Source organism: Chitinophaga flava (assembly GCF_003308995.1).
GTDB lineage: Bacteria > Bacteroidota > Bacteroidia > Chitinophagales > Chitinophagaceae > Chitinophaga > Chitinophaga flava.
Window position 1 is genome coordinate 2339416 of sequence record NZ_QFFJ01000002.1, and the last position, 18638, is coordinate 2358053.

Genomic DNA, 18638 nt, shown 5'->3' on the forward strand with positions numbered 1-18638 from the left:
ATGAAATTTATTAAACGGAACAGAAAAATTACTGAAATTAATAACATATCCGTCTTAAAGGCAGCAAAGCCGGAAATAGCCGTGTATCAAGATAACGGACAAGCTGAGCTGATCTTAAAAGAAATTTGTAGCAAAGGAGTGTTACAGTTATTACTGGATTTGGGTTTGGAAAGCAGGCAGGTAGGTATACAACGGCCGGAAGACCTCAGGAAAGTATTGGGTATTGAAGATCGGTACGATCGCCTGTTTACTGTGCTGGTCGACTTATTGGAAGAAATGCGTTATTTAAAAGTTACGGCAAACGGTATAGTTGTACCCGATGTAGTAAAACAGGAACTGATACATTTCCGGCTAAAGGATGCATTGGAGCAGCTGGCTGCAAAAAGTAAGGCATACCAGCCGCATATACAGCTGATTAATATCTGTTTATCAGCTTTCACTGAAATACTCACTGGTAGGATACGTGCTACGGATGTAATCTTCCCCGGAGGTAGTTTAGACAATGTAAGCGGTATCTACAAAGGAAATTATAAGTCTGATTATTTTAATGAACTACTGGCTGGAATTGTAAAAGATAGTGTGGAAGAAGGATTGAAATATTTGAAACAGGGAGAGAAGATTCGCATATTGGAAGTAGGAGCGGGAACAGGTGGTACCAGTGAATTGATTTTTAGGAAGCTGGCGCCTTACAAAGAGCATATAACATATGTGTACACAGATATGTCCAGAAGCTTTTTGTTTTATGCGGAAGAGACTTATAAGGGTATTGCCCCGTATCTGGAAACAGCCCTGTTCAATATAGAAAAATCACCGGCAGTACAAAATTTTGAAGCGGGTAGTTGTGATATTGTAATTGGCGCCAATGTAGTACATGCAACAAAAGATATAGCAGCTACTTTAACTAATATCAAAGGTGTTTTAAAGAAAGATGGGTTGCTGATCCTGAATGAAATAGCGGGAACGGAAATGTTTACTACGCTTACATTTGGTTTGTTGGATGGATGGTGGTTGTATGAAGATGCAGGATTAAGACTGCCCGGAAGCCCTGGTCTGTCGGCTGAAGGCTGGCATGCTGTTTTAACAGAAACAGGATTTGAGCAGGCCATATCCTATCCGGAGAAAAATGATTTGTCGCAGCAAATTGTAGTTGCTAAGAGCAATGGCAGCATTATAGTGGGAAATGATATGCCGCAGGCATCACCTGAAGTAGTGGTTGTACAGGAACACTCATCTGATAAACCATTATTAAATGATGTGCTGTCGGCTGCTGAGCTGCATTTGAAAAGTGTATTTTCCCGCATATTGAAACTGGACGTCAGCAGAATAGATACAGAGGCCCGTTTTGAGATGTTGGGTATAGATTCTATCCTGATCGGGACTTTAGCAAGAGAGCTGTCCGTTGATTTCGGAACGGTACCGGTTACAACCTTTTTTGAATATAGGAATATCAGTGAGCTGGCAGCCTATTTTGCGGCGGAACATGCGGCATTTTTTACACCGGTTGAGAAAGTAATTATAGCTCCTGATGTTGAGGCCGAAAAGACACAACAGGATTTACCTCTTTATCATACACCTGTTACGCAACAGTCGGAAAATAAAAACAACACAACGTGTGTTCCGGATGATGCTATCGCAATTGTAGGATTAAGTGGCAGATACCCGGGCGCTGCCAATATCCGCGAGTTCTGGGAAAATTTAAAATCGGGGACAGACAGCATTACCGAAATTCCGAAAGACCGCTGGGATATAGACCGTTACTTCGATGAACGAAAAGGAAAAGAAGGAAAAATCAATACCAGATATGGTGGTTTTATAAATGGGGTAGCCGAATTTGATCCTTTATTTTTTAATATATCTCCAAAAGAAGCAGAACATATAGATCCACAGGAAAGACTGTTTCTGCAAACGGTGTGGGAGGCAATAGAAGATGCCGGTTATGCCGCCAGTGATTTATCACAGCGGGCAAAACAGCATGGACCGGTTCGTACAGGCGTCTACGTAGGCGTTATGTATGGAGAATATCAGCTGTTCGGGCCGGCGCTGTCAACCCCGTTAAATCCGGTGGCAGTAGGCGCCAGTGCAAGCAGTATCGCTAACAGGATCTCTTATTATTGCGATTTTGATGGTCCAAGTATGGCAGTGGATACCATGTGCTCCTCTTCGTTGACAGCCATACACCTGGCCTGCAGGGATCTTCAGTCGGGGGAAGCGGATGTAGCGATTGCCGGTGGCGTAAACGTAAGTATTCATCCCAATAAATATTTATTGTTGAGCCATGCCACCTTTTTATCATCCAGGGGACGATGCGAAAGTTTTGGCAGCGAAGGAGAAGGATTTATTCCCAGCGAAGGAGTAGGCGCTATCGTGTTGAAAAAATTAAGCAAGGCGGAAGCTGACGGGGATCATATTTATGGTGTTATCAAGGCTACAGCCGTTAACCACGGCGGCAGGGCTAATGGTTATACAGTGCCCAATCCGGTATCTCAGGCTGCCGTCATCCGTGATGCGATGAATAAAGCAGGTGTAAAAGCTTCGGACTTTAGCTATATCGAGGCACATGGTACTGGTACCAGCCTGGGGGATCCTGTTGAAATCGCTGGTCTGACAAAGGCTTTTCAATCAGACAGAAAACAATATTGCAGCATCGGCGCTGTAAAATCCAATATCGGGCATTGCGAATCTGCGGCCGGCATATCCGGTGTGACAAAGGTATTGTTGCAGCTTCAACATCGGCAGTTAGTACCTTCTTTACATTCGGCTGTACTGAATACCAACATCAATTTTGAAAACACTCCCTTTAAGGTGCAGCAAACGCTGGAAACCTGGATTACTGAAAATAATCAACCCAGGCTTGCAGGTGTCAGTGGTTTTGGAGCAGGGGGGAGTAATGCGCATATCATTATTGAAGAATACAGACCTGGAATAAAAGCTGCATATAACAGCCAGGACCCAGCCATGATTGTGTTGTCAGCGAAAAATGAAAGCAGGCTCAAAGAACAGGTAATCAACCTGAAAGGATTCCTGGAAAACAATACAGCTATAAACATCTATGATGTTGCTTACACGCTGCAAGTGGGCAGAGAAGCTATGGAAGAGCGGTTGGCGCTGATCGTGGATGATAGGGAAACCCTCATTGCACAACTGGACAGTTATCTGACAGGAAAAAATAAGGAGCTATTCACTGGCAACATCAAAAAAGAAAAGCAGGACTTTTTAATTAATGGGGAAGCAGGGAAATCCTACATTCAAAAAGCAATAGAGGCGAAAGAGCTGGTGGCACTGGCGCAACTATGGATAAAAGGTACCCGTTTCGATTGGTCTTTATTTTATGGAAAAAATAAACCTGCCAGAATCAGTTTGCCAACATATCCATTTGCCCGTCAGCGGTATTGGATCCCTGAAGTGGATGCACAACAGGTTGTATTTAATCATGGCAACATATTACATCCTTTATTGCACAGCAATGAATCAGACCTGAGTGAACAAAAATATGCCAGCCTTTACACCGGGACAGAACCATTTTTTACGAGTTATAAAAAAGGGAAGGAAAAGCTGTTGCCAGGTGTAGCTTTCCTGGAACTGGCCCGTGAAGCAGGTGAAAGAAGTATCCGTCAAAAAATCACGCAGTTAAAAAATATTGCATGGGAGCATCCTGTTGGTGTAAATGGTACTTCAAAAAAAGTATATACCAGTGTATATCCGTCAGGTAAGGAAATTGGCTACGAAGTGTATACCCAAAATGAAGCGGATATACAGGTGCATTGTCAGGGTATACTGCATGCACAGGCCTTGACAGCTCCTGCAAAGCATACGTTGTCGGCGATTCGCGACAACCTGCACAATAGCAGAACAGGAGCCGAATGTTATCACCTGTTTGACGGACTTGGCTTAAACTATAGCAGTGCTTTTCAGGGAATTGAAATGCTGTATTACAGTGATACAACTGCCTTGTCGAAAATAGCCATACCCACAGAAACAGGTTACGTACTTCATCCGGGTGTGTTGGATAGTGCTCTACAGACCTGCGCTGCGATGAACTTAACGCCGGTAGCACAAAAACAGATATATCCTGTAAGCCTGCGGGAAATAAATATTTACAGGGAGTTGCCGGCTGCTGTATGGTGTTATGTCAGAAAAAGAAAAGGCGGCGCGGAAGAAGCAGCTATCAGCTATTATGATGTTGACCTGATGAATGATGGGGGTGAGGTGTTGCTTACCATGACTGAATTTGCTTTGTCAGGAGTACCTGCTTCTGCTATGGCAACATCTTCTGCTTCACCCGATAGCCTGGTTTTTCTGACTCCGGGATGGGCGTTGTCCGCAGGTCCGTCTGTATTGACGGCAAAAGCTGCGCGGCAGGTGCTGGTGCTGGCAGGTGACAATGTCGCATCAAAGGTTGTTTCATTGTCAACAGCCGGTATAACGGTAAAAACATTCAGCGGCAGCTGCCCGATGCAATACAGTTCCTTCTTATATGAAGTGATAAAAGAAGTAATGGCCGATGGTAATCCCGCGCGTATCACCGTTCTGTATGAAAATAAAGATGCTGTGCTGTATGATTTTGCTACTGGTTTATTTAAAACTTTTCAACTGGGAAATCATCAGTTAAGCGGGCAGGTTTTGGGAATAGATACTTTGGATATGCCAGCAGATGCATTATTGAACATGCTTGCATTTGAAGCACAAACACGGGATATCGCGGTACGCTATATAAATAAACAAAGAGAAATAAATGTGTTAAAAACGGCGCCTGCATCGCCGTCATCTGCTATCTCCTTAAAAGAAGGTGGTGTCTATTTAATTACCGGCGGTACCGGTGGATTAGGAAAAATATTCGCTTCCTACCTGAGTCAACAGGGAAAGAACATCCGGTTGATACTGACTGGCAGAAGCGTCGCCACGGCAGATAAGCAGTCTTTTGTGTCAGGCATACCAGGAGCCGTATATTATACGTGTAACATCAGTGATCAGGAAGAAGTAACAGCACTGATCAACAATGTCAGAAAAGAGTATGGTGCTGTTAATGGAATTATTCATAGCGCCGGTGTTTCCCCTTCTTTTGAAGGGACTGTACTGGAAAAAGATATCACATCTTCCGCCGTTATCTTACCCAAAATAGCCGGTACACGATATCTGGATGAAGCTACTAAAAACGAACCGCTTGATTTTGTAGTTTATTTCTCCTCTGTATCAGGTACACTGGATGGCGTAATGGGCTTTAATCAATCAGATTATGCATTGGCCAATGCCTACTTAAATAGCTACGCACATAAAAGAAGTCTGGAGGTAGCTGCTGGAATGAAAAAGGGTCAAACCATCAGTATTAACTGGCCTGTGTGGGAAAGTAGTGGCATGTATAATGAAGACAGTGATAACTGGATGGAAAATGTATGGGGCATCAAATCACTGCCGGTGGAAGAAGGAATAGCTGCTTTTGAAAAGATAATGCACCTGCAACTGGGTCAGGTAATGGTATTGTATGGACAGCACAACAGATTGGTGCAGTCTTTTGCAGTGGCCAACAAAGAAAAAGCGACTACGGATACTACAGACTTGCAACTTTCTGCCACAAAGAAAATGTTGGAGATAGCAGCGCAACTGCTAAAACTGACTATTGCAGATATAGAGCCAGATGCAGAACTGGGTGACTATGGCTTTGATTCCGTTTCGCTGACAAAATTTTCCAATGAGTTAAATGATTATTACGACCTGGACTTAAAGCCCACGGTATTTTATAACTATCCAACAGTAGAAGGATTGGCAATATTTCTGGCAGAAGAATATGCTGATAACCTGGCAAAAAAACATGCTGTTGTTTCCGGGCAGGGACAGGTAGCCATGGTGGCTGCTCCTGTTATGCAACGCCAACCGATATTAAAACGGAAGTCAAGGTTTCTGCAGGGTCTGCAGTCAGACGCTGGCAAATCCTCCGGTGCTGCTGCGGTTGCAATAGTAGGTATGAGTGGGCGTTTCCCGGGTTCTCCTGATTTGGCTACTTTCTGGAACAATATCAGAGATAATAAAGACCTTATCGTAGAAATACCTTCGGAGAGATGGGATTGGAAAAAATATGACGGTGATCCGCAAAAAGATATGAACAAAACCCGCGCCAGGTGGGGAGGTTTCATCAATGATGTAGATAAATTTGATCCCCTGTTTTTTAATATCTCACCAAGAGAAGCGGAGTTGATGGACCCACAGCAGCGAATAACATTGGAAGCTGTGTATCATGCGCTGGAAGATGCCGGTATTAATGTAAAAGACCTGTCAGGTTCCAATACAGGCATTTTTATAGGAGCTTATTTCGACGATTACGCTTCATTGGTTCAACGCAGCAATTCCATACAGGAAGCGCAATCTGCCACCGGAATTTCCCATTCCATATTAACCAACAGAATATCGTACCTGTTTAATCTGCATGGCCCGAGTGAGCCGGTAGATACAGCCTGCTCCAGCTCTCTGGTAGCTGTGCACAGGGCTGTGGAGCATATCCGTAACGGTGACTGCGATATCGTTATAACAGGTGGAGTTAGTCTTGATCTTATACCTGAAACATTATTGCCACTTAGTCAGGCGGGGATGTTAAGTGAGGATGGCAGATGTAAAACCTTTGATCAGGCAGCCAATGGTTATGTAAGAGGCGAAGGGGTAGGTATTGTAATATTAAAATCATTAAGCAAGGCAGAAGCCGATGGGGATCATATTTATGGTATCATCCGCGGTACCGCAGAAAACCATGGTGGTAAAGCCAATACTTTAACTTCTCCCAATCCTTCGGCACAAAAAGACCTGTTGCTGAAAGCATACCGTTCTGCCAATATTAACCCTGGTACAGTAAGTTATATAGAAGCACATGGCACCGGTACGCCGCTGGGCGATCCGATAGAGACAGAAGGCTTAAAGCTGGCGTTTAGGGAGTTGTATAAAGAGTGGAATATTCCGCAGCCGGAAACACCTCACTGCAGCATCGGAAGTGTGAAGACCAATATAGGGCATCTGGAAGCAGCTGCAGGTATGGCTGGCATGATGAAAGTATTGCTTTCGCTACAACATCATACACTGCCTGGTAATCCGCATCTGAACACGCCTAACACATACCTTAAACTGGAGGACAGCCCGTTCCGCCTGCAAAAAGGAACAGAAGCATGGGTGTCTGTCAATAACCAGCCTAGAATAGCCGGTATCAGCAGTTTCGGATTTGGCGGAGTCAATGCGCATGTAATTATAGAAGAATATCCGCAAAAAAATAAAATTGCCTACACCAGCACTACGCCGGCAATAATTGTATTGTCGGCCAGAAATGAGCACCGGTTAAAAGAACAGGTTATAAATCTGAAACGCTACCTGGAAGTCAATAAAGCTGCAAACCTGTACGATATCGCCTATACCCTTCAGACGGGCCGCGAGCCCATGGAAGAGAGGCTGGCGTTGACAGTCGATCACATAACAGCATTAACAGATAAATTGACCGGTTATCTGCAAGGCGAGAAAAAAGATGTACTTACCAATAATATCCGTAAAAATACCTCCGACTTTTCGCTGAAAGGCGGTGCTGGACAGGCTTATATAAACTATGCAATAGAAAATAAAGAATCTGCTTCCCTGGCCCAGCTTTGGGTAAAGGGTGTAGATGTCGACTGGGCGTTACTTTACGGGAATGATAAACCCGCGAAGATCAGTCTGCCGGTTTATCCGTTTGCCCGTCAACGTTATTGGGTTCCTGAAATTAAAACGCAGATTGTGTTAGCAGACAATCATTCCTTATCACCCGCACCGGCTGTGATTGAATCGGACCCTACTACGGATGAACAAGTACCAGATAGCCTGGTTTTTCTTACCCCCGGATGGGTATTGTCTGCCGGACCGTCTGTATTGACAGCGAAAGCCACCCGACAAGTGTTGGTGCTGGCAGGGAAAGATGTTGCATCAACGGCTGGTTTATTATCAGCGGCCGGCATAACCGTAAAGACATGCAGCGGCAGTGGCCCGATGCAATACAGTTCCTTCTTATATGAAGTGATAAAAGAAGTAATGGCAGATAGCAGTCCCGCGCGTATCACTATCCTGCATGAAAATAAAGATGCGGCGCTGTATGGTTTTGCTACAGGGGTATTTAAAACCTTTCAACTGGGTAGTCATCAGTTAAGCGGGCAGGTTTTGGGAATAGATACATTGGCTATGCCAGCAGATGCATTACTGAATATGCTTGCATTTGAAGCGCAAACACGGGATATCGCGGTACGTTATGTAAATAACCAAAGAGAAATAAATGTGTTAAAAACGGCGGCAGCATCGCCGGCATCGACTATCACTTTAAAAGAAGGAGGTGTTTATCTGATTACCGGCGGTACTGGTGGATTGGGGAAAATATTCGCATCCTACCTGAGTCAGCAAGGAAAGAACATCCGGTTGATACTGACCGGCAGAAGCGCAGCCACCGCAGATAAGCAGTCTTTTGTATCAGGTATACCCGGAGCTGTATATTATGCCTGCAATATAAATGATCAGGAAGAAGTGAACACACTGATCAATCATATCAGAAAAGAATATGGTGCTGTTCATGGAATTATTCATGCAGCCGGAGTTGCCCCGTCTTTTGAAGGCACTGTATTGGAAAAGGATATCGCATCTTCCTCCGTTATCCTGCCAAAAATAATGGGTACACGATATCTGGATGAAGCCACTAAAGAAGAACCGCTTGATTTTGTAGTTTATTTCTCCTCTGTATCAGGTACGCTGGATGGCGTAATGGGCTTTAATCAATCAGATTATGCATTGGCCAATGCTTATTTAAACAACTATGCACATAAAAGAAATGAAGAAGTAGCCGCAGGAAGTAAAAAAGGACAAACCATCAGTATTGGCTGGCCGGTATGGGAACAAGGAGGCATGTATCATGAAGACAGCGACCGCTGGATGGAAAATGTATGGGGCATAAAATCATTGCCGGTGAAGGAAGGAATAGCTGCCTTTGAAAAAGCGCTACACCTCCAACTAAGCCAGGTGACGATACTTTACGGGCAACACAATAGATTGGTGAAATCTTTTGCAGTAGCCACCAAAGAAAAATCCACTACCGATACTGCTGAGCTGCAACTGGCCGCAACAAGGAAAATACTGGAAATCGCGGCACAACTCCTGAAGTTGTCAATTACAGATATAGAACCGGATACAGCATTGGGTGATTATGGCTTTGATTCTATTCTGATGACCAGGTTTTCCAATGATCTCAATAGTTATTATGACCTGGATTTAAAACCTACCGTATTTTATAACTACCCGACAGTAGAAGGTTTGGCAATATTTCTGACGGAAGAATATGCTGATAGTCTGGTGAAAAAACATCCGGGTGTTATCAGGTCGCAGCAAACCGGAGGAGTGGCTGTCAGCAATGTTTTGCCATCGCAGATAACCCGGCAGCAAACTACTGCCCGTCAGGATAAGATAGCGTATAATGCCGCCGGACCTGTAGCTATCATAGGTATGAGCGGCCGTTTTCCTGGTTCTCCTGATTTAGCCACTTTCTGGAATAATATCAGGGATAACAAAGATCTTGTCATTGAAATACCTGCAGAAAGATGGGATTGGAGAAAATATGATGGCGATCCACAAAAGGACAAGAATAAAACCCGCGCTAAGTGGGGTGGTTTCATCAATGATGCTGACAAGTTTGACCCCCTGTTTTTCGGCATATCTCCCAAAGAAGCTGAGTTGATGGACCCGCAGCAGCGCATAACACTGGAAGCAGTTTATCATGCGCTGGAAGATGCCTGTATTAATGTGAAAGACCTGTCGGGTTCGAATACAGGTGTTTTTATAGGTGCTTACTTTAATGACTATGCTTCGCTGATTCAGCATAATCATGTAGTGCATGATGCGCAGCTGGCAACGGGAATTTCCCATTCCATACTAACCAACAGAATATCGTACCTGTTTAATCTGCATGGTCCGAGTGAGCCGGTAGATACGGCCTGCTCCAGTTCCCTGGTAGCCATGCACCGCGCTGTGGAGCATGTCCGCAATGGTGACTGCGATATCGTCATAACAGGTGGTGTTAGTCTTGATCTTATACCAGAACCATTGTTGCCACTTAGTCAGGCAGGTATGTTGAGTGAAGATGGCAGGTGTAAAACCTTTGATCAGACAGCCAATGGTTATGTAAGAGGAGAAGGGGTAGGTATCGTAATATTAAAATCATTAAGCAAGGCAGAAGCCGATGGAGATCATATTTATGGAATTATCCGTGGTACCGCAGAAAACCATGGTGGTAAAGCCAATACGTTAACTTCTCCTAATCCTGCAGCGCAAAAAGACCTGTTGCTGAAAGCATACCGTTCTGCCAATATTAACCCTGGTGCAGTAAGTTATATAGAAGCACATGGCACCGGTACGCCACTGGGCGATCCGATAGAAACAGAAGGCCTGAAACTGGCGTTCAAGGAATTATATAAAGAGCGGAATATTCCGCGGCCGGAAATACCTCACTGCGGCATTGGAAGTGTGAAGACAAATGTAGGGCATCTGGAAGCGGCCGCAGGTATGGCCAGCGTAATGAAAGTATTACTTTCATTACAACACCGCATCCTGCCTGGTAATCCGCATCTGAAAACGCCTAATGCATATCTTAAACTGGAGGATAGTCCGTTTTACCTGCAAAAAGAAACAGCTGAATGGAAATCCATTAATAACCAGCCTAGAATAGCCGGTATCAGCAGCTTTGGATTTGGTGGTGCAAATGCCCATATCATCATAGAAGAATACCAACAGGCTACAAAGGTTGCCTACAGCAGCCAGGAGCCTGCTATCATTGTATTATCGGCCAGAAATGAGCACCGGCTGAAAGAACAGGTGGCTAATCTGAAGTGCTATATCGGGACAAATCCGGCAGCCAGCTTGTATGATATTGCCTACTCCTTACAAACAGGCCGGGAAGCCATGGAAGAACGGCTTGCATTGATAGCCGAAAACAAAGAGGCATTGGAGGCGTTGCTCACAGATTATCTTACTGGTATAACTACCAATTCGCTGACTCACGTATTTTCCGGCAGTACCAAAAAGGATAAATCAGACCTTTTACTCAAAGGCGGTGCAGGACATGCTTATATCAATTATGCAATAGCCAATAAGGAATTGGCTGCTATCGCCCAGTTATGGGTAAAAGGGGTGGATATTGACTGGTCTTTATTATATGGGCATCAAAAACCCGCTAAGATCAGCTTACCTGCTTATCCGTTTGCCAGAGACAGATATTGGTTCGATAGTTATAAGACTACAGCAAAGCCGGTAGTCAATACCACGCCGCAGGACAAACCGCTGGAGCAAGTGCCGGCAAAGACATTTGCCTATGAGGACCTGTTTAATAGTCATACTACGGGAGACGAAATAAAGATCAGGTTTTTAAAAGAAGGAATTGCCATTGTTTCAATGGAAGCAATAGCTACCAGCAATATGTTGAATATCCAGCTCATGATCAGCCTGAAAAAGACGCTGGATGAACTAAGGAAAAACAATGCGCTTAAAGTACTCGTTTTAACAGGCTATCAGAAAGTGTTTTCAATGGGTGGAGACCAGCAGGGACTGGAAAGTATAGCCCAAAGCGAAAGCAGTGTTACCTATTTCCCTTTCCTGTACAAAGGATTGTTGGAGTTTAATGTTCCGGTAATCAGTGCTATTCAGGGACATGCTTTTGGTGGAGGACTAATCCTTGGTATGTATGGTGATATTGTTTTATTGTCAGAAAACAGTACCTATTCCGCAAACTTCATGAAATATGGGTTTACACCAGGGATGGGCTCCACTTACATATTGGGCGAAAAACTCGGTAAACAACTGGCTACAGAAATGATGTATACTGCCAGGTTGGTCAGCGGGGAAGAAATTAAAAGAAGAGGAGCCTCTGTTATTGTAACCGGAGACGTGATGAAAGAAGCGCTTCAGATTGCCCGCGAGTTAAGTGAAAAACCCAAAAATGCGCTGGAGGCATTAAAGAAAAAATTATCCGCTGATATTCTGAATGTACTGGATTATCATGTTGCAGAAGAGCAAAAAATGCATGACCTCACATTCCATACAAAAGAAGTAGAGGCGCTCATTTCCAGTCACTTTGCCAAGACAGCTGTACAGACTGCTACGCCAACGGATAAACGTACACAGGAAATACCAGCGCAATCATCAGCAAAAGTATCATTGTCTGCCCTGGATACTATTACCTTGCCTGCAAAAGAAGAACAGCTATCTCCGGTAGCCGCTCCAACAGCGCGTTCTGCAAATAGGCCGGCTATCATCAAGGTATTAAAAGAAATATTTGAAGAGGTACTACACGTACCAGTTGCTGAATTGGTGGAAGATGCGACATTTATAGATCTTGGATTGGATTCGATCAGTGGTGTTGAAATTTTACAGAAGATCAATAATACTTTTGGTATTGCATTACAAGGCCCCATGTTGTATGATAATCCTACACTGCAACAGCTGGCTGCAAAAATATCAGAAGAGTCGGGTTGGCTGTCAGATCAGCTGCAGACAGCAGCTCCTGTGCATACAGACACCAAAGTATCACTGACAGCAGTTGAGAAGGTAGTATTGCAGCCGGTAGCAGAAAACATGTTGTATACTACTGCGACTGTAACAACACATGAGCATATCCCACAAAACGCACCGGCAAAACGTGAAAATGCAGTTGCCATGCCTGTTCGGCAGGAACCGGATATAGCTGGCATCATCAAAACGTTAAAAGAAATATTTGAAGATGTATTGCATGTGCCGGTTGCTGAACTGGTGGAGGATGCCACTTTTATAGATCTCGGATTGGATTCGATCAGCGGCGTTGAAATTTTACAGAAGATCAATAATGCTTTTGGTATTGCATTGCAGGGACCTACATTATATGACAATCCCACACTGCAGCAACTGGCAGGGAAAGTATCAGAAGCAGCCGGCTGGTTATCAGATCAGGTAGAGGCTACCGCAGCAACTCCTTTTGCCGCTGTAGTTTCCGGACAAGAACAAGATATTGCTGTACCGCCACCTGCCCTGACTGTTTCAGCAGAAACAGCCGGTGTGAATTATACTCCTGCAAATGAATCAGCAACAAGAGAAGATATGGCTGTTGTAGGAATGGATGGTTTATTCCCTGGTTCTGATAACCCCGAAGAATTATGGGCACAGGTATTATTAAATAAAAGGATCGCTTTACCAGCCGGAGGAAATACTGTAGAATGGCATAGTATAGATGCTGCTACAGTAGAGGCATATGCTGCGGCATACGCGCAAAGTACCAGGGGCTCTTCTTTAATGAGCCGTCAGTACCAGCTGGTGTTTGGTGTACTGGGCAGATTATTGGATACCGCCGGAATAACAAGGAAAGCATTGTCTGGCAGCAGAACAGGTGTGTTTATTGCCATTTCACAGGTAAATAGTACCGATAGCACCAACAGGGAATATTCGTCAGAAAATGTAGCAGCCATGTTGCCTGCAAAGATTTCCTACGAATATAATTTAACAGGTCCCTGCGAAGTGATTAATGCTGCCTGTACCAGTTCGTATTTAACTCTTCACAAAGCCATGCAGAGCATCAGGATGGGAGAATGTGATCAGGCTATTGTGGGCGGTATCAATGTGATATCCCGTGAAACTGCCAACTATGAAGGTTTAGCCGATTTGGGAAAACTATTGAGTAGGGATGGTGAAATGAAGAGTTTTGAAGATGATGCAGATGGAATTGTTCGTAGTGAAGGGGTGGGTATTATCATCATAAAACGATTGGCAGCAGCAAAAGCAGACAAGAATAATATTTATGCGCTGATAAAGGGAACCTGTTTTGCACATGGAGGAAAAAATCTTTCATGGGAAGCACCTAACCCTAAAGGAATAAAAGAGGTAGTAAGAAGAAGCCTGGAGTACGCAGGCGTAAATCCGGCAACCATCGATTATGTGGAAGCACATGGCATTGCAAACCGTATGGCGGATGCGGTGGAACTGGGTGCCATCAATGATGTATACCGGGAGCTGTGTACGGATGCAACAAAGAAATGGTATATCAGCAGTATTAAACCAGTTGTAGGGCACGCAGAACTGGCTTCAGGAATGGCATCCCTGATAAAGGCAATCAAAGCACTGCAGCATAAAACCATTCCAGGTATTCCCGGATTTGCGAATATCAATTCAGAACTGGCGCCGGGACACTCGATGCTGCTTCAATCCGGCGCTATACCCTGGGAAAATGGTCGTTATCCCAGAAGGGCAGCGTTGAATAGTTATGCGGTAGGTGGCGTAAATGCGCATGTTATTCTTGAAGAATACAAGGGCGCGGCAACACCGGAAAAAAGCAGGATTGCTGTTTCGGAAACAACCGAGGATACCAGCAAAGGCATGTCGGCTGTTGATACTGATATAGTATTTAACACACAACTATCTGCTTTTACCCGGGAGATATTTGAAATAGATATGGCTGAAATAGACCGCACACTATCTCCGGTTGATTATGATTTTGATTCCGTGAAAGTGATCCGGTTTATCAGGGAGATTAATGATGTATTTGGCCTGGATATTAAAATGGGACAGGTATTGGGTGCTGATAATTTTGGTGTACTATTCGATCTGCTGAAACATGAATGGAAGAAAAAGGAAACGCAGGCAGGTCATGGTAATGCTGCAAATACACTGGTATGGATGGAGAAAAAATATCCTTTATCCGAAGGGCAAAAAGGATTGTGGTTTATTCAGCACCTGGAACCTGGTAATACTACCTATAATTTGCCACTGGCCCTTATACTGGAAGGAGAAGTGGATACAGAACAAATACAGAAGGCGTTAATGTCTGTGTTGGAAGACCATCCTGTGTTACGGTCCAATTTTATCAGAGAAGCCGTTACCGGAGAGATCTGTCATAAAATAAATACGCCGGCAGCCGCGGTTTTTGTTGACCACAGTATCCTTGGAAAAAATGAGGATGTAAAAGAAACCTTCTGGCAGCTTTTAAGAAAACCATTTAATCTCGAATCGGATTGTTTGCTGAGGTTGTACCTGAAACGTGATCCGGATGCAAAAAGGACCTACCTTTTATTTGTTACCCATCACATTGTGTTTGACGGAACATCCAGTGCGCTGTTTATGGCGTCTTTATTTGAGAAATATAAACAGCTCTTAAAAAGAGAAAATAAAACGGATAAACAACCGGACCTGGCATATTTCAACTTTGTGGCATGGGAACAGGAATATATTGGAAGCAGCCGTGGTGAAGCAGCCCTGTCTTACTGGCGTGAAAAACTATCCGGTAACTTACCGTTGTTGTCATTGCCGTATGATATAACATCGAAAGAAACAAACACAGCTGGTGTTGGCTGCGGAATCATTCACCTGAAAAAACAGGAACTGGATGCGTTAAAGTTGCTGGCCCGTAAGTTGAACGTCAATTTATCCGTATTGTTCCTCAGTGTTTTTAACCTGTTGCTGAACCGGTTAACCGGAGAAGAGGACATCCTGATACTAACGCCAGTCGCTGGCAGGCCGGGAAAAGAGTATGAGCGTAGCATCGGATACTATGTAAACATGATGGTCACCAGAAACAATGTTTCACCCGGAAAACTGTTTCAACAACTGGCGAAGGAGACAAAGCAGGAATTTTTAAATGGAATAGATTATGCTGCCTATCCTTTCCCACGGCTTGTGTCAGCATTAAACCTGCATAAGGGGAACGGAAGGGAAGCTGCCTTTAATGTAGCTTATTCCTACCAGAATATTTTCGATAATGTGCTTGAAAGCGGTGACTTCGGCGCTGTAACGGCGCTGGACGGACTGTATCAGGAAACAGCATTCGACTACTCCTTGGAAATTAATGATTTGAGGGAAGAGTTAATTGTTAACCTGAAATATAATAAGGGATTATTTTATACCGCTACTATTGAACGGCATCTTACATACTTTAAAGAACTACTGAAAGGTATCGCTGAAAATCCTGCTAAAGCACTGAAAGATTATAATATACTGCCGGAAGAGGAATACCACGAACTGGTGGTAACCAGAAACAATACTGCAATAGACTATCCCCGTAATAAAACCCTGATAAACCTGTTTGAAGAGCAGGTAGCAAAAACACCAGATCAGATTGCGCTGGTATTTAAGGGAGAACGAATTACCTATAAAGCGCTCCATGAAAAGGTCTGCCGGTTAGCGAATCATCTGAAGAAAGCCCGTCTGCCACTGAATGCGCCGGTATCAATTGTTTCACATAAAAGCCCGGAGCAGATATGGGGCATTTTGGGGATATTAAAAGCTGGTGGGCACTACGTTCCCGTAAAAGGGAATTTACCTTCAGCAAGAATCAATGAGCTGATTTTGGAAACAGCTTCTCCGATAGTCCTGGTACAGCAGGATTATATGGACAAAGTCAATGTTCCTACGGCGATAAATGTTGTTTTATTGGAAGAACATGTTTTTGCAGCAAAAAGCTCCCTGCATGAAACCGTAAGATCATCAGATACAGACCTGGCATATATCATCTTCACATCAGGATCTACCGGGAAACCCAAAGGTGTAATGATTGATCACCGGGGGGCAGTAAATACACTTTATGATATGAATGCCCGTTTTGGCATTGGCGCGTCAGACAAGGTTTTTGGTATTTCTGATCTCAATTTTGATCTTTCTGTATATGACGTATTCGGCACTTTCGCCTGTGGCGCAACATTAATTCTGCCATCAGAAGAGGAAAGACAACACCCTGAAGTATGGCTTCGTTATGTAAAGGAAGAAAGAGTAACTGTATGGAATTCTGTACCGCAGATCGTAAACCTGTTAATAGATTTTCAGGAAGAAGCAGGCGGTAATGATATTTCCAGTTTGCGCTTATACATGATGAGCGGAGATTGGATCCCGTTGGAGCTTCCGGACAGGATAAAAAAAATCAACAGCCATAGCCAGGTAATCAGCCTGGGCGGAGCTACAGAAGGGTCTATATGGTCTATTTATTATCCTATCGATAAAATTAATCCTGCATGGAAAAGTATCCCTTATGGGTACCCGCTTGGTAATCAGGAAATGTATGTGCTGGACAAAAATCTGCAACCCGCGCCATTAAATATACCGGGAGATATATACATAGGAGGAACAGGCGTTGCCAAAGGTTATTACAAGGATGAGGTGAAAACTGCTGCCAGCTTTATTTATCATCCTGTAATGAAAAAAATCCTTTACAGAACGGGTGATTTGGGATGTCAGCACCCTGACGGCTATATGATATTTTTAGGTCGGCAGGATGGACAGGTTAAGATCAACGGTTTCCGGGTGGAGTTAGGGGAAATAGAAACCATATTACAGCAATCACCACTGGTACATCAATGTGTGGTAATAACGATAGAAGATGACCGGAGAAATAAGCGTTTAGTCGCTTACGTGGTACCGGCAGCAACATTTGATAAAGAAGCAATATTATATCACCTGAGGCAACATTTGCCGGAGTATATGGTACCCTCATTATTGATGGAGATCACAAAAGTACCGTTAAGCGCAAATGGTAAAGTAGATAAAAATGCCTTGCCCGTGGCCGATGTAGCAGCATTTGCCAACCTTGATTACATCGCTCCCGGAAATGAAACAGAAGCCCGGCTGGCGGCTATATGGGAGGCATTGCTTAAAATAGAAAGGCCAGGCATACACGACGACTTCTTTGAACTGGGAGGCAACTCTTTAGTTGTGATCCAGCTTGTCCATAAAATAAATACCACTTTTAAAAACGCAAATATTCAGCTGATTGATGTGATGAGAAACAACACTATCGCAAAACAGTGTGCTGTCATCTCCTGCAAACAACAAGCCGGACAATCTTTGGCCGGAGCCGGTACACATATCATTACACTCCGTGACGGTGATCATCAGGAGGTGACATTTATAGTACCAGGTGGACTTGGCGCCACCGAAGCATACCTGGACATGGCTAAAAATGTACCTGGAACAGGTGCTGTGTATGGGTTACAGATGAAAGGCGTATCCGGTAATGATACACCCAGCCATTCAATCGGGGAAATGGCGGCACACAACCTTACACTGATGTCAACTATATCCACTACCGGTAAAGTAAACCTATGGGGACACAGTTATGCGGGCATTGTTATTTACGAAATGCTAAAGCAGGCAGCTGGTGCTATCGTAACAGGAGAGGTGGTTTTACTGGACTGCTATACTGATCCGCTTTCTTTCTCTGAGGATCCTGCCATAGTAAAACTGGGCTTCTATTTTAAAGGATTGATCAGATTCAGCGGGTTATCGGTCAGTGAAAAAGAGGTAGAACAACTGGTGGCGGAAATCAATCATAGATCAGTAGAAGAAGGTCTTCAGTTTATATATGATACAGTGAATGTCCTGCCAAAAGAAATGATCGGTAGAATGTGGGAAGTGTTTAATGCATCCGCATCTGCAAAATATAGTATGAACGGAAAACTGAATAATCGTATTACTGTTATCCAGGCCGACAACTCACAGCTTACAGGAGGTGATTGGGGAAATGGTGAAGATTTGGGTTGGAATAAATTTTTTGAAGAGGTAACTGTTATTCACACTGCCGGAAATCATTTCTCATTGGTAAATGAACCGCATTGTTCAATGTGGGCATCAACATTAAAAACTAAAAAAAGAAATTAAGC

Annotated in this window: 1 protein-coding gene; it reads left to right on the forward strand. The window is 43.9% G+C overall.

Translation table 11 applies throughout. The features are described from left to right. Positions 1-18636 (forward strand): non-ribosomal peptide synthetase, encoded by an 18636-nt coding sequence (locus DF182_RS25560; protein ID WP_113618600.1) that lies wholly within the window; start codon positions 1-3, stop codon positions 18634-18636. Positions 18637-18638: the final 2 nt, after the last annotated feature.